Origin of the sequence: Spirosoma agri, from assembly GCF_010747415.1 — a bacterium.
GTDB lineage: Bacteria > Bacteroidota > Bacteroidia > Cytophagales > Spirosomataceae > Spirosoma > Spirosoma agri.
Genome location: NZ_JAAGNZ010000001.1, coordinates 579,253 through 593,935, shown reverse-complemented (window position 1 = coordinate 593,935; position 14,683 = coordinate 579,253). Strand labels below are relative to the sequence as shown.

At 48.0% G+C, this 14,683-nt stretch carries 16 protein-coding genes; 1 reads left to right on the top strand and 15 read right to left on the bottom strand.

The features are described 5' to 3' along the window. Positions 1–42: 42 nt before the first annotated feature. The 11 genes from murD to rplM all read right to left on the bottom strand — a co-directional run bounded on the left by murD (position 43) and on the right by rplM (position 8,301). Positions 43–1,398: a UDP-N-acetylmuramoyl-L-alanine--D-glutamate ligase gene (gene murD, locus GK091_RS02455; protein WP_164035033.1), complete on the bottom strand. Its 1,356-nt coding sequence runs from the start codon at positions 1,396–1,398 to the stop codon at positions 43–45. Positions 1,399–1,485: 87 nt separating this feature from the next. Then, a complete protein-coding gene (gene mscL / locus GK091_RS02450; RefSeq protein WP_164035032.1) occupies positions 1,486–1,818 on the bottom strand; it encodes a large-conductance mechanosensitive channel protein MscL in 333 nt (110 codons plus the stop codon). A gap of 54 nt (positions 1,819–1,872) precedes the next feature. Then, positions 1,873–2,868, bottom strand: a complete 996-nt coding sequence (locus GK091_RS02445) for a DUF3078 domain-containing protein (RefSeq protein WP_164035031.1) — start codon at positions 2,866–2,868, stop codon at positions 1,873–1,875. Positions 2,869–2,919: 51 nt separating this feature from the next. Further along, positions 2,920–3,747 (bottom strand): mechanosensitive ion channel family protein, encoded by an 828-nt coding sequence (locus GK091_RS02440; RefSeq protein WP_164035030.1) that lies wholly within the window; start codon positions 3,745–3,747, stop codon positions 2,920–2,922. Positions 3,748–3,781: 34 nt separating this feature from the next. Next, a complete protein-coding gene (locus GK091_RS29365; RefSeq protein ID WP_170312620.1) occupies positions 3,782–3,955 on the bottom strand; it encodes a hypothetical protein in 174 nt (57 codons plus the stop codon). Positions 3,956–3,973: 18 nt separating this feature from the next. Next, positions 3,974–4,579 carry an RNA polymerase sigma factor gene (locus GK091_RS02435; protein ID WP_164035029.1) on the bottom strand — a complete coding sequence of 202 codons (606 nt, stop codon included), beginning with the start codon at positions 4,577–4,579 and terminating at the stop codon, positions 3,974–3,976. A 165-nt stretch (positions 4,580–4,744) separates the two neighbouring features. Further along, positions 4,745–5,341: an RNA polymerase sigma factor gene (locus GK091_RS02430; protein WP_164035028.1), complete on the bottom strand. Its 597-nt coding sequence runs from the start codon at positions 5,339–5,341 to the stop codon at positions 4,745–4,747. Positions 5,342–5,474: 133 nt separating this feature from the next. Then, positions 5,475–6,308 (bottom strand): translation elongation factor Ts, encoded by an 834-nt coding sequence (tsf, locus tag GK091_RS02425; RefSeq protein ID WP_164035027.1) that lies wholly within the window; start codon positions 6,306–6,308, stop codon positions 5,475–5,477. 179 nt (positions 6,309–6,487) lie between these two features. After that, positions 6,488–7,327: a 30S ribosomal protein S2 gene (gene rpsB / locus GK091_RS02420; protein ID WP_164035026.1), complete on the bottom strand. Its 840-nt coding sequence runs from the start codon at positions 7,325–7,327 to the stop codon at positions 6,488–6,490. A gap of 137 nt (positions 7,328–7,464) precedes the next feature. Continuing rightward, positions 7,465–7,851: a 30S ribosomal protein S9 gene (rpsI, locus tag GK091_RS02415; protein WP_164035025.1), complete on the bottom strand. Its 387-nt coding sequence runs from the start codon at positions 7,849–7,851 to the stop codon at positions 7,465–7,467. Positions 7,852–7,857: 6 nt separating this feature from the next. Further along, complete coding sequence (gene rplM / locus GK091_RS02410; protein WP_164035024.1) at positions 7,858–8,301, bottom strand: 50S ribosomal protein L13; 444 nt, start codon at positions 8,299–8,301, stop codon at positions 7,858–7,860. Between the two features lie 372 nt (positions 8,302–8,673). Between rplM and GK091_RS02405 the strand changes: the two genes are divergently transcribed. After that, positions 8,674–9,138: a nucleotidyltransferase gene (locus tag GK091_RS02405; RefSeq protein ID WP_164035023.1), complete on the top strand. Its 465-nt coding sequence runs from the start codon at positions 8,674–8,676 to the stop codon at positions 9,136–9,138. A 28-nt stretch (positions 9,139–9,166) separates the two neighbouring features. On the opposite strand, the gene mraY is transcribed toward GK091_RS02405, so the two are convergent. From mraY to GK091_RS02385, 4 genes are all read right to left on the bottom strand, one after another. Beyond that, positions 9,167–10,375 (bottom strand): phospho-N-acetylmuramoyl-pentapeptide-transferase, encoded by a 1,209-nt coding sequence (gene mraY, locus GK091_RS02400; protein WP_164035022.1) that lies wholly within the window; start codon positions 10,373–10,375, stop codon positions 9,167–9,169. Positions 10,376–10,488: 113 nt separating this feature from the next. After that, the gene (locus tag GK091_RS02395; RefSeq protein WP_164035021.1) at positions 10,489–11,967 is read right to left on the bottom strand and encodes a UDP-N-acetylmuramoyl-L-alanyl-D-glutamate--2,6-diaminopimelate ligase; all 1,479 of its coding nucleotides are present in this window, start codon (positions 11,965–11,967) and stop codon (positions 10,489–10,491) included. Between the two features lie 95 nt (positions 11,968–12,062). Further along, positions 12,063–14,174, bottom strand: a complete 2,112-nt coding sequence (locus tag GK091_RS02390; protein WP_164035020.1) for a penicillin-binding protein — start codon at positions 14,172–14,174, stop codon at positions 12,063–12,065. After that, positions 14,164–14,562 (bottom strand): FtsL-like putative cell division protein, encoded by a 399-nt coding sequence (locus tag GK091_RS02385; RefSeq protein WP_164035019.1) that lies wholly within the window; start codon positions 14,560–14,562, stop codon positions 14,164–14,166. Before GK091_RS02385 ends, GK091_RS02390 begins: the two co-directional genes overlap by 11 nt. Positions 14,563–14,683: the final 121 nt, after the last annotated feature.

The following is a 14,683-nucleotide window of genomic DNA, read 5'->3' as shown; positions in this document are numbered from 1 at the left end:
TTTTAAAGAACAGATAACGAACAATAACCAGCTACTAATTAGCTAGTTATCAGACTCAATTAAGTGGTTGACCGCAGCCTTGAACTGATTACCACGATCTTCATAATTTTTGAATAAGTCAAAACTTGCGCAGGCCGGAGACAGCAAAACAGCATCGCCGGGCTGCCCCCATTCCAGTCCTTTGGCCACGGCATCGGTTATACTTTGCGTCTCATAAATAGCCGCAACCTTATCGCCGAAGTAACTTACTAATTTATGGTTATCGATACCCAAACAAATCAGTGCTTTTACTTTCTGGTGCACCAGTTGGTCGAGTTCGCTATACTCATTCCCTTTATCCTGGCCACCTGCAATCCAGATCGTTGGCACATCCATGCTTGACAGGGCGTAGAATACCGAATCGACATTGGTGGCTTTGGAGTCGTTGATGAACACAACGCCATTCTTAGTACCAGCTGGCTCAAGTCGGTGGGGTGCGTTCTGGAACGTTTTCAGTCCCTTCGTAATCACATCGTTCGAAATATCCAGCGACTTAGCGGTCAGTACAGCAGCTAGTGTATTGATCGCGTTATGCGGACCACGCAGGGTTGTATCGGTCAAAGCTACACGATAGGCGTCAGAGCCATAGGTTGCCACGATTTCACCATTCTGAAAATAGCCACCCGGAGACGGCGTGGTTTCGAGAGAAATGGGCAGGCGCTGTATCAATGGGTTCCGCTTTGCCAATTCATTAAGGATCGGCTGGCTTTCCTGGAAATAGATAAAGGTGTCCTCCGGTCTGGCATTCTGGATAATCCGAAACTTTGAGTCGGTATAGTTCTGAAAATCATAGCCGTAGCGGTCCAGGTGATCGGGCGTAATGTTGAGCATCACCATCACGTCGAGGTGGGTGTCGTACATATCGTCCAGCTGGAAACTGCTCAACTCAAGCACGAAATAATCGAATGAATCGTCGATCACCTGAGCCGCAAAACTATCGCCTACGTTCCCCGCGAGCCCAACGTTAAAACCCGCCGTTTTGAGTAGGTGGTAAGTCAGCAACGTTGTGGTTGTTTTGCCGTTGCTGCCGGTTATACCGATTAGTTTTGCTTTCGTATAACGGGCGGCAAATTCAATTTCCGAGATAACCGGCGTTCCCTGCGCTTTCAGTTTTTGAACCAGGGGCACCGTTGCCGGAATACCGGGGCTTTTGACCACCTCAGCCGCGTCGAGAATACGCTCTTCGCTATGCTGCCCCTCCTCAAACGGAATTGAAGCATTCTGTAACGTGGTCCGATACGCTTCTTTTAGCGACCCTCTATCCGATAAAAACACATCGAATCCTTTTGCCCGAGCCAGTAAGGCTGCGCCTACGCCACTTTCGCCACCACCAAGAATCGCTATTTTCTTCGCTGCCATAATCATGTAAACTAGTGGCAAAATAACGCATAAATGAAGAAGCCCCGGCTATCTCCAGGGCTTTTCGTTTATTTTTCCAGACAATGGTTATTCTTTGGGAGCTAACGAACTAGAGAAACGAGCGCGATTGGCCAGTTTGACAATGAGGAAAATGACCCAGGCTATAATTAAAAACTGAATCAGTACATTCACAAAGTTACCGTAGCGAATGGCCACTTCGGGTGCCGTACCGACAGCTTCTTTCAAGACAATTTTCAACTGGCTAAAATCTATACCACCGATTACCAACCCCAGAATTGGATTGATTATATCCTCGACCAGTGATGTGGTGATCTTACCAAAAGCAGCACCTATAATAATACCAACGGCCAGGTCGAGCACATTACCTTGTGCAATGAATGTACGAAACTCTCTTAACATAAGCTAGTTAGATTAAAGATTAAGGCGGTTAAACTAGACAATCCTTACTTAAAATCAAAATCGACCCGGTAGCGGATCTGTTGCTTTGATCGGCTCTTTTTTCTTACGGAACGAGCTAAGGTTGTAGACCAGGCCAATGGCCAGCGTTTGCTGAATTTGTAATTCCGAACTGAAATCTTTGTTATACAGACCAATCAAACCGAAAGTCGTACTCAAATAACGGGTCACTTTAGCCGTCAATGTCAGGTCGAGCCGATGATTGATATTATCTAGCTGAGCATACTGAGTGAAAAGTTGATAACGAGCATTCAACGCGATGTTATCGCTCAGATTCCGGTTAATGACAGTCTGAAGCTGAAAAGCGAGCCACTCCGTTCGCGTACTCTTACCCGGTTCTACACCGTAGGCTACCTGAGTCGGATCAAAAACATAGTTTCCATCGGCCAGCTGCCGAACCCGCACTGACTCATCGGTCAGGAAAGTAAATCGGGGTGCTATTGGGCTCATCCGCAGGGAAAACCAATCGGCAGGCTTGTACGCTATACCCACGGAAAACGTAAATTGAGCCGGTGCAAAAAAGTTCGAGACTTTCAACCGGGTCTGATCGGCGGGGAGTTTATCGTAGCGGTAACCCGGCGCGAAAAAGGTATTGAATGTTCCAGAAACGAACAAGTCCCACTTCGGCGCAATCTGACGACCCAGGACAGAGATCACAATAATCTGATCAGCCGCCTTGCGCGTAGTACCCAACTGATTCACATAACCCAGTTGAAGATCGGCCGTGTTGTCCCAAGATACCCTCTCCCGTTCGTACAAGGCTCGGGCATTAACAACAGCGCCAATAGCAATCGAATTGACACCCCCACCCGACCAGTTGCTGAATGATGCCTGATTAAAATTGACACCTCCGCTGAATGATCGTTGCCAGTACGACGTATCGGGCTTGACAGTCACAACGTCTTTAAAATTGGTCGTTGTTCTGGTTGAATCCTGACTGAACGCGTAAGTAAGGCTGATCCAGCAAACGACTGTATAGATAGCGATTTTCATATCAGGTATAGACGAACCGATCCGCAATAAGACACACCCGAGCCTGACTTTTCAACTAAAAATCTCAATCTTTTTTGTTTGCAGGACTTGCAATGGGAATACAGTCGTTGTCTCACCCGTCTTCAGGGTCAGCGACATGGTGTCTACCTTCAGAATCTCGCCTTTTACATCGTCAATCTGAATCATTTGACCTTCTATGTATTTACTTCTGGAATAAAATGAGGACAGAATGTTTGCCATTATATCGCGCGAAGCGATTCCATATCCAACCGCAAACGCAAAAATCCCTCCGCCGATGACGATATTGAAACTTGATTCAAGCAGTTCCGTATTGATTCCTGCCTGGCCAAGTGCGCTGATAATGGTGATAATTATGAAGAAAACGAACACGATCGTACTCAGCAATCGACCCGACGAGATATTAAACGATTGGCATACGTTCAATACCGCTACCCGTAGCGTATCGGCCAGCAAAACCCCGACCTGCAACATAATGGCGGCTGCAATTACTTTCGGAATGAAGTTGACCAGCGACGAAACCATCTCGGTGATAGCGCCCACACCCAGCGTTTCGGTGGCAGCCGTAATGAACACCAGCAGTACAAAGTAATAGAGTACTTTGCTCAGTATTTCACTCAGCTTGATTTCCGTGTTGAGCTGTTTTATAATACTGATTTCATTGAGACGACTTCCAATTTTATCAAAACCCACCCTGGATAAAATTCGACGGACGATGAAGGCGATCAACCGGGCAACAGCGATACCAATCAACAGAATCACGATTGACCCAAGTATCCGGGGTACAAACTCGACAAATTGATCGATAAGTGTTTGAAACGTATTACGTAAAACCTGCGTGATGTTAGGAAGTTCTTTCATGTAGTTACGGTAGTAATAGTCAGCAATTTGGGGACTAACGGGGCGGACTAGCCAGCACAGAGACGACCCCGAACAAGTCACCGATATAAAGCTCCAGTACGGTGGCTACGTCGCGGATCAGGTCGATTTCTGCGATTAGTTCGGCCTTCAAATGAGGAGGACATTCAGCGTCCGGTTCGAGTTCAAGAAATGGGTTATGTGTTTTCATAGCGTGTAAATGAACCTATTAGCGAAATGGCCACCGTATAAACAGGGCCGCTTTTATGGCCAGCAGCACCCAGAATACAGCACCGGCCAGATAGTATTTGCGAAGTTTATCTCGGGTACGTTTCAAACGCATCTTCACAGCGCTTTCAGTTATCCCATTTAAGTTGGCAATCTCACGGATGCTAACGTCATCCTGATACTTCATGAGCATCAGGCTTTGTTCTACGGGGTCGAGTTTGTCCAGCGCTTTTTTTAGCTGCTGCGCTTCCATTTCCGCCAGTTCAGCTAATCCATCATCCTCACCAACATCCAGTCGTTCCCACCCCTCATCCATATACACTTCAGCGCGCCGTTGTGGAGAACGCATTTGGTCTGTGCAATAATTATAGGTTATTGAATAAAGCCACGTAGAGAATTTTGCCTGTTCTTTGAAGCCCCCAATCTTGACAACCAGTTTCAGGAAAATGTCGTGAGTCAGGTCCTCCGCCTGCACGGGATCTTTTGTGAACGAGAGACATTTCCGATAAACCTTATCGCAATAACGTTCATACAAACGCTCGAAGTAAGCGTTCTTCTGTGTCTCCACGTATAGTCGAACTAACTCCTCGTCCGAAAAATGCTTCATCAAGTACGGTGGTAGTTAAGACACGATAGACAGTTATAGTAACGGTTTTCGTGACTCAGAAGAGAACGTACTTGCGCTTTCTATACGCATAAGCGTTTCTGCTATCAACTGAGATTTAGTCCCAATTTGATAGAAATAAATCTATAATGCAAAAATAAGAGACAATTAATTATACGTTATTTTGCTATATAGTGACTCAACGGGAGGTTCTTCAATGTATAATTGGCGCAATTTGTCGCGGGAGCGTTTTAGCCGCATTTTGACAGCACTTGGCGTTACCGCGAATAGGGCCGCAATTTCCTTGATACTAAAATCATCCAGATACTTCAGCTTTAGCAGCCACTGCTCATCGGCGGGCAGCAGCTTCATAGCACGTTTTAACTGCCATTCGGTCAGTTCATCGAATACATTTCCGCTTAGTTCATCAGACACGAGAGCGGACTGGACCTCTTCCTCCCAGCCTTCTTCCAGAATCATTACCTGCTTGATTTTAGGTAAGCGGATATAATCTGTGCAGTAGTTACGTGTAATCGTATAAATCCAGGTTGAAAACTTAGCCTGTTCTTTATAGCTACTTAGTTTACTAAACAATCTCAAAAAAATATCCTGCGTCAAATCTTCAGCCTGCGTTGTATTTTGGGTAAACTGCATACACTTTCGATGTATTCTATGAAAATACCGTTTATAGATTGTCGTGAAGTAATCTTCATTTTCGGTATCGACATAGAGTTTTACCAATTCCTCGTCCGTAAGATTTTTCATGCTGGGAAGGCGATCAAATTAACAACAATTCAATAACCGTATCTACGCAAGCACTTTTGTTTACGATTTCACAGAAAAGTAAAAAACCCGACCAAGTGGCCGGGTTTTACTAAACGGTAGGTAAATGAGAAGATCAACCGATCGCTACACGCTTAAATGCAGATACAGTTAGTCCTTTGCTCGTTTTTTCGAGCAGTTGCGCAATCGTCAATGAAGTGTCTTTTACGAACTCCTGATTCAGTAACGTATTTTCTTTGTAGAATTTGTTCAATTTACCCATCGCGATCTTCTCGAGCATTGCTTCAGGTTTGCCTTCCTGACGAGCCTGTTCTTTACCAATCTCAATTTCGCGCTGAACAATAGTAGCGTCAACACCATCTTTATCCAGAGCAACCGGCTTCATAGCGGCAATCTGCATAGCGATGTCTTTACCAACTTCGGTCACGTCGGCCTCATTCGTGTTCGATAAGCCAACCAAAACGCCAAGTTTGCCATTCGAGTGAATATACGATACTACCTTATCGGCAGTAACGGTTTCGAACGAAGCTACATCGACTTTTTCACCAATTTTGCCCATCAGGTCTGTAATGTGATCCTGTAGCGAACGGCCATCAGCCTGCGGTGTTGCCAACAAAGTCGCTTTATCAGGAGCGTTTGTCGCAACGGCTGTGCTGATGATCGTCATTGCCAGATTCTGAAAATCTGCAACTTTAGAAACAGGTTCCGTTTCGCAAGCCAGTGCAATAACTTTCCCGCTCTTACCATCCTCGCTAACGTGTGCCAGTACGATACCTTCGGACGTGGTGTTGTCAGCCCGTTTGTCGGCTATTTTCTGACCCTGTTTGCGCAGAATCTCTTTTGCTTTTTCAAAATCGCCATCGGCTTCGGTGAGGGCTTTTTTACAGTCCATCATGCCAGCTCCGGTCTCTTGCCGAAGTTTGTTTACGTCAGCAGCAGTGATTGCCATAGTAATAGGTGATTGTCGATTTAAATTGCCAAAAAATGTTTGGTACTCAATAAGTTGTATCCTGAAATGGAATAGCCCATAGCGGCTGGCTACGGGCTATCCTATTCGTTAGAGCATTGTGTCGTTATAAAATTTCAATCGGCAAAAAGACGCTGTAATCTGATAACGAAATAACACGTTTATGCTTCCTGCTCGTCTTCGGTTTCGGCAACCGCGGCTGGAGCAGCTGTTGCTTCAGGCTGCGATTCGCCTTCGGCTTTCGCCTGAGCCAGATCTTCAGCACGTTTTGCGTCTTCTTCTTCCTGAACGCGCTGATCGTCTTTATCCTGTTTCCGCTCCATCAGGCCTTCTTCGATAGCTTTACCGATAGCAAGCGTGATGAGGGAGATCGACTTATAAGCGTCATCATTGGCTGGAATTGCAAAATCAACTTCTTCGGGGTTCGAGTTCGTATCGCACATAGCGAAAACGGGAATACCCAGACGATGTGCTTCAGCAACAGCGATGTGCTCGCGCTTAACGTCAACGACGAACAGAGCAGCTGGCAAACGGGTCAGGTCGGCAATACCGCCCAATACGCGTTCCAGTTTTTCTTTATCGCGCGACCGGGTCAAACGCTCCCGCTTGGCAATGCTTTTGACGGTCTCCTCGTCTTTCAGCATTTTGTCCAGCGTTTGCATTTTCTTTAATGATTTGCGGATCGTAGCGAAGTTCGTTAACATACCGCCCTGCCAGCGATCGGTCACGTACGGCATTTTCAGACGACGCGCTTCTTCCGAAACGATCTCCTGTGCCTGTTTCTTCGTTGCCACAAACATTACTTTCCGGCCCGAACGAACAATACCTTTGATTGCGTTCGATGCTTCGTCCAGCGCAGCTACTGTTTTATTAAGGTCAATAATATGGATGCCGTTCTTCTCCATGAAGATATACGGGGCCATCCGGGGATCCCACTTGCGCGTAAGGTGGCCAAAGTGCACACCGGCGTCCAAGAGGTCTTTATATTCGATTTGTGCCATTTTCGTTATGAAAAATGAGTATTAAACGTACGCAGCACCACCCGTCGGCATCATCTAAGGGCAGTCTGGACAAAAATTTTAGCGAAAAGTCAGTTTGTTCGTTCAGACCAGGCTGACCAAAAACTGACCAACCAGAATTAACGTTTCGAGAACTGGAACCGGCGACGGGCTTTTTTCCGACCTGGTTTTTTCCGTTCTACCATACGCGAATCCCGTGTCAGGAAGCCTTCTTTCTTGAGAGCAGGGCGGAATTCAGCGTTCATTTCAACCAGTGCACGGGCAATAGCCATGCGGGTTGCTTCAGCCTGTCCGGCAACACCACCACCACGAACGTTAACTTTCACGTCGTATCCACCAACGCCGTTTACGGTCGAAAAGGGTTGGTTCAAAATGATTTGCAACACTTCGGTTGGGAAGTACTGTTTGTAATCTTTCCCGTTTACCGAGATGGCTCCGCTGCCCGCCGACATGTAGATGCGGGAGATGGCAGTTTTACGGCGGCCAATGGTATTAATACGATCCATTATGACTTAGAATTTAACTGCTTTTGGTTGCTGAGCCTCGTGCGGATGTTGTCCACCAGCGTAGACATACAGGTTGGTGTACAACCGACGACCAAGCCGATTTTTAGGCAACATGCCTTTCACGGCGTGTTCGATGATGCGTTCGGGATGCTTTTCGAGCAGCAACCGGGGCGTTGCGAACCGTTGACCACCGGGATAACCCGTGTGGCGGACATAAACTTTGTCGGTCAACTTAGAGCCAGTCAGGCGAACCTTGTCGGCATTGATGACGATTACGTTATCTCCGCAGTCAACATGAGGTGTGAAGTTTGTTTTGTGTTTGCCGCGAATCAGGCGTGCGATCTGGCTGGCCAGCCGACCAAGCACTTCACCCTGAGCGTCAACTACAATCCAATCCTTCTGCACCGTTTCTTTGTTGGCAGAGATGGTTTTGAAACTGAGCGTATTCACTGTTATGGAGACTAATTAATTGATTTCTAATTGCTTGCTTACAAAAAAAGCACCCCCGCTTCGAAACGGGAGTGCAAATATAGTAGTTATTACGCTGAAAAACAAGGTGATGAATAGAATATGAAAGCGAAGCCTTATTTTTGCTCAACCTAACCCGCTACCATCAGATGGTTGATCCGTTTCGACTTGACAGGACTGCATTTCATATGGGTACTCACGAAGAGACAGAACGTTACCACGCCCAAAATCAACCGGCAACGTTTGCTGACCGACTAAAGGCGGCTGCTTATTTGAATAGTATCGCTTTTCGGTATGATGTAAATACCCCCCCTCCACTGGACCGTACTGCTTTTTCAGCTCGAAAACACAACAATGGCTGATCTCTTTAATGTGGATTTCCGGGATTTTCTGGTTGCCTTACAGAAACGAAAAGTCCTGTATGTATTAGTTGGGGGGTACTCCGTAATTCTGCATGGTTACAATCGAACCACGGGTGATATGGATATTCTGGTTGAAAAATCCGCCGAAAATTATGAACGCATCGTTGACGCATTTCTGGATTTTGGCATGCCAACGTTTGATATGACTGCTGATAATTTTCTTAACAATCTAGCTTTCGATGTATTTACATTTGGTCGACAGCCTGTAGCTATTGACATTTTAACAACAATCAAAGGGCTCACATTTACGGAGATTTTTGCCCATTCTTCTGAAATAGATGTCGATGGACTATCCATACGCCTTATCCACTATAATCATCTTATTCGTGTAAAAGAAGCGGCTGGTAGACCAAGAGATCTGAACGATATAGAACAGTTAAGGAAGAGCCGGGAATGAGGGTCTCGACTCTCTACTTAATGAACGGTTATCGAAGCTTCAATGTCGCTAAAGCCAGTACGGCCAGTATAATACCAATAATCCAGAAACGAGTGACAAGTTTGGCTTCGTGGTAGCCTTTTTTCTGAAAATGGTGGTGTAACGGCGACATCAGAAAGATTCGCCTGCCTTCCCCGAATTTTTGCTTGGTATACTTAAAATAACTCACCTGCATAATGACGGAAACCAGTTCGACCAGGAAGATGCCGCAAATGATCGGGATCATCAGTTCTTTGCGAATCGCCAGGAATAATACAGCAATAACCCCCCCAAGCATCAGACTTCCGGTATCGCCCATAAATACCTGAGCTGGATAGGAGTTATACCACAAAAAGCCAACGCAGGCACCCACAAAAGCCGCACAGAAAATTACTAATTCGCCCGAATTGGGGATGTACATAATATTGAGGTACTGCGAGAAAACTTTATTCCCCGACAGGTAAGCCAGTACCCCAATCGTCAGCCCGATAATCACTGACGTTCCGGCAGCTAACCCATCGATTCCATCAGTAATATTGGCCCCGTTCGAAACGGCGGTAATGATGAAAATACAGATTAGGACGTAAACGATCCAAGTGTAACTATCTGGTATAAAGCCAAAAAACAGTGAGCTATAATCAAACTCGTTATTTTTTACGAAAGGTACCGTCGTGAGTGTCGACTTAATGTCAGTGTACACATCCGGAACGGTCGATGTACTCAACAAGCGGGGTGCGTATTTGCGAATTTTGACGTATTCGTTGAAGGATAAGGTCAGCCCCACAATCAGCCCTAAACCAACCTGACCGACAACTTTAAACTTACCCTGCAAGCCTTCTTTGTTCTTCTTGAAAACTTTTATGTAATCGTCCAGGAAACCAATCAGACCGGTCCATACGGTCGACACCAGCGCCAGCACAACGTACACATTGGATAACTTGGCAAACAGTAGGGCCGGAATTAGTAGCGACGCCAGTATGATAAAGCCGCCCATGGTTGGCGTTCCGCGTTTCTGCAATTGTCCTTCCAGCCCCAAATCGCGGATCGATTCGCCAATTTGAAGGTTGCGGAGAATGTCGATAATGCGACGCCCGAAAATGGCCGCGATCAACAGAGAGGTTATAACCGCACCGAGTGCGCGGAACGAGATGTATTGAAAGACCCCGGCACCGGGGAAATTATAGTGCTCGTCAAGAAATTGGAAAAGGTAATAGAGCATTGATAAAGAGTGAATGAGTGAAACCGGGCCTCTGGTGCGTAGTTAATGAGCGAATAAAAATGTGCGCCAGCTATTCACTCAATCGCCCATTCGCTCTTTAGTACTGGCCAAAGTTACTGATTTCCGCGTTCTGAGAAAGTCTCCCGCAACACGGCGCGGTCGTCGAAATCGTATTTCACGCCCTTAATGTCCTGATACGTTTCGTGCCCTTTTCCGGCTACCAGAATAATATCGTGCGGAAGTGCCAGCGAGACAGCCCGTTTGATCGCTTCGTGACGGTCTTCGATCGTGGTCGTTTTTTTGATGTCGACCGGTGATACCCCCGCCTGCATCTGCTCCAGAATCGTCATCGGGTCTTCATTCCGTGGGTTGTCCGATGTCAGGATGACGCGGTTGCTGAACCGGCAGGCAATATCAGCCATGATCGGTCGTTTGGCCGCATCCCGGTTGCCACCACAACCTACAACAGTTATTATTTGCGGAAACCGTCCTTGTTCATCGTCCTGCCGTATAGCATTGATAGTTTCGAGCACGTTTTGCAGCGCATCGGGCGTATGGGCATAGTCGACAATACCGACAATTTTATCATTCGAAACGACCTGCTCGAAACGACCCGGTGGCGGTGTGACGCCCGACAACAGCGTCAAAATTTCGGCGGGATCTTCCCCCAGCAGCACTGCCGCTCCGTAGACGCTCAGCACGTTGTAGGCGTTGAATCGGCCAATGAGCTTAAACCAGACTTCTTTATCATCAACCAGCATGTTCAAGCCGAACAGACTGTCGGCAATCACTTTCCCTTTGAAGGTCGCCAGGGTTTGCAGCGAATAGGTTTCCTTGCGGGCAGCCGTATTCTGAAGCATGACCAGACCGCGTTTATCATCGACATTGGTCAGCGCAAAGGCTGTGGCTGGAAGCTGATCGAAAAAGCCTTTTTTGGCCCGTATGTAATTATCGAACGTCCCATGAAAATCCAGGTGGTCATGGGTAATATTCGTAAAAATCCCACCGGCAAAGGTCAACCCGGCGATGCGTTCCTGCACAACCGCATGGGAACTGACTTCCATGAACACATGCGTGCAGCCGTGCGTCAGCATCTGCGTCAGCAGCCGATTGGTGGTGATCGCATCGGGGGTGGTATGGGTGGCTGGAATGATCTGGTCGTCGATCTGATTCTGAACCGTCGATAGGAGGCCACACCGATAACCCAGCCCTCTGAATAACCGAAAGAGTAATGTAGCAACCGACGTTTTACCGTTGGTACCTGTAACGCCAATGAGTTTGACCTTTTGCGAGGGCTGCTGGTAGAAATTAGCGGCCACCAATCCTATCGTACGTGCCGAATCCAGCACGCGTACATACGCAACAGAAGGATCGGGCTCGTCGGGAAATTCTTCGCACAGAATAGCCGAAGCCCCCTGACGAATGGCCGTTGCGATAAACTTGTGCCCGTCGCTAACGGTTCCGCGCACGGCCACAAACAGACTGCCTGGACCCACCTTTCGGGAGTCCATAGTCAGGTCCGTAATATCGGTGTCCATGCCGCCAGATGTGGCCAGCAGAGGAATTTTATAGAGAAGGTCTTTTAACTGCATACTGAACGAACGAGCCTCACACTCATTTTGCGTTTGCAAAAAAACAGCATCAGGCCCGTTCTACCTAATTTTAAACTCGTTTAGGCGCGATCGGCTCAACCCATCTTCAGCGTAATCATCTTTGTCCCGAGTTCACTAGCTCCCGTTCCGGGTGTGATGGATTGCTCTTTCACTTTTCCGCGCCCCTCAACCGTAACCCTGAATCCGCGATTTTCCAGCAGGTATACGGCATCGCGCAATGTCAGACCACGCACATCGGGAACATGATCGGGTGTTGTTTGACGCGATTTCCAGCGACCATTCGGTGTGGACTCGACCCACCCTGCGGTGTTCGGTTCGTTTTTGATATTGAGAGCGGTACTGATCGTGTGCAGATCATCGGTACTCCCGGCCAGCATACCCGTCGTTGAACGAGGTTGCGACGCGCGCGCCCGAATTGGTGCATGCATCCCAATATCGTAGGCAACAATCCGGTCGGCCACCTCTTTGAACACCGGAGCCGCTACGGCACCAGCATAAAGCAAGTCTATATTGTCGCCCTGGGGTGTGTCGACAACCGTGATCATGCTGTATTTTGGCTTGTCAGCAGGAAAATAGCCGATGAACGAGGTGTAGTATTTACCGACCTGATAGCGGCCATTGATGATCTTCTGCGCCGTTCCCGTTTTCCCGGCTATGGCATAATTCGGGTTGTTGATATGCTTGGCCGTCCCATGCTCCACCACGCCCCGCAGCAGTTCCTGCGCCTTGCGAGCGGTTTGTGGTGAACAGATTGGTTCCGAAAGTACATAGGGCGCATTGTCTTCAATGATCTCATTGGCCAGCTTGATCTGCTTCACGATCATTGGACGTACCCAACGCCCGTCGTTGGCTACGGCATTATAGAACGTCAGCATCTGAAGCGGTGTAATCTGCATCTCGTAGCCGTAACACATCGACGTGAGCGACACTTTACTCCAACCTTTCATATCAGGATTGCGAACAACCGGAACAGCCTCCCCTTTCATGTGAATACCCGTTTCCTTGGTCAGATGGAACCGACGCAGGTAATCGCAGTAGCGTTCGGCCCGGCTATAGAAGTGGCTTTTCATCAGAAGGTGGGTACCCACGTTTGAAGACTTTTCGAAAACCTCCCGGGCCGTAATCGTTCCTTTTCCATGCCGGGAAGCATCGTGAATCGCCAGGCCCTTGTACGTAGTTGAACCGCCACCTGTCGCCACAAGCTGTTCCAGCGAAATGGCTTTATCTTCGAGCAGAGCCATCATCGTCGCTAATTTAAACGTCGAACCGGGATCGGTACGGCCTGCCAGCGCGTGATTGAAATTCTCGGAATAGTGATCGCCCTGTTTGGTCAGGTTAGCCATCGCCCGGATTTCGCCAGTAGCCACTTCCATCACAACCACACAGCCCTTAGCCGCATTGTATTTTTCGAGGGCCGAGCGTAGCGCCGTTTCGGCCATATCCTGATAATTGACATCGATGGTCGTATACAGATCCATCCCCGATTCGGGTTTCATGTCGGGTCCGTCATCGACGGGTTTACGAACACCCCCCGACAGCACTTCCACCAGTCCAACGGCATTTTTACCCGCTAGTGCTGACTGAAAACTAGCTTCCAGGCCGATCAGGCCCCGCCCCGTTCTTGCGTCAAGGTTACCGATGGTTCGTTCCGCCATGTGATCAAACGGATGGTATCGTTCGTAGTAGGGACGTAGCACCCCGCCCCGGGCAGATACCTTCGCCGATGATCGAAAGAACGGCCATTTGCGCATCATCTGACGCTCCTCAAACGTAACACGACGGTGGTTCAGCAACACGTACCGCTGAGAATCTGCGCGGGCCTCGACAACAAGTTTCGTATAGTAGTGGGGCGGGTGATCGCCATAAATTTTCGACAGTAACAGACCCAGCGAATCTTTTTTCTTCTCGAAATAATCGTCCTTCGCAACCATTGGGTCGAGGCCAACGACATAGGTAGGCAGCGAGGTTGCCAGCAAGCTACCGTCCGTGGCATAAATGTTGCCCCGCATCGCCCGGATGGTATCGCGCTGGATAAGTGTAGCCGCTACCCGCTCCCGCCAGAATTTTCCTTTGAATGTCTGAAAATACTGGACATAAACGAGCCGGACGATGACGCTCAACGCCAGGAAAATAACCACATAATAGACATGGTTGGCCCGCTGAATGATATCCTGTTTAATGTTCATTGGTCTTGACAATAATTTTATGAGGTGGGTTCTGACTATCGGTCAAACCAAGCACGGCGACCCGCTTACTCAGTTCAGACTGCTTTCCACTTTTCATGAAGTTGGCTTGTAGAACGGTGTACTGTGAGCGTAGCTCATCCACCTGTGTTTTCGTTCGTTGAATTCGACGGACGAGCCGTTCGGCGTTATGGTTAAGACCAATGTAGAGGACAAGCAGAAAGGTGACCCACAGAATCCGGTCGATGTGGCGAATCGGCCAGGCGTTGTCTTCGCCAAAGAGCCGGTCCAGACCAATAAAATCATTGAGCCACGTCGCTAACCGGAGCCGACGCCGTACCTTTTTCTGTTTGGCAACCCGTTCGGGTTCCCGAAATGTATTCTTGGCCATGAGGATCGGGATTCTTATGCACAAAGTAACAAAAAACGATGCGCCACAGATAGCCTATAACTAAGAAACGATGACTCTCCCTAAAAAAGATGTCATCGTTTCTTAGTTACGCATTTACCGG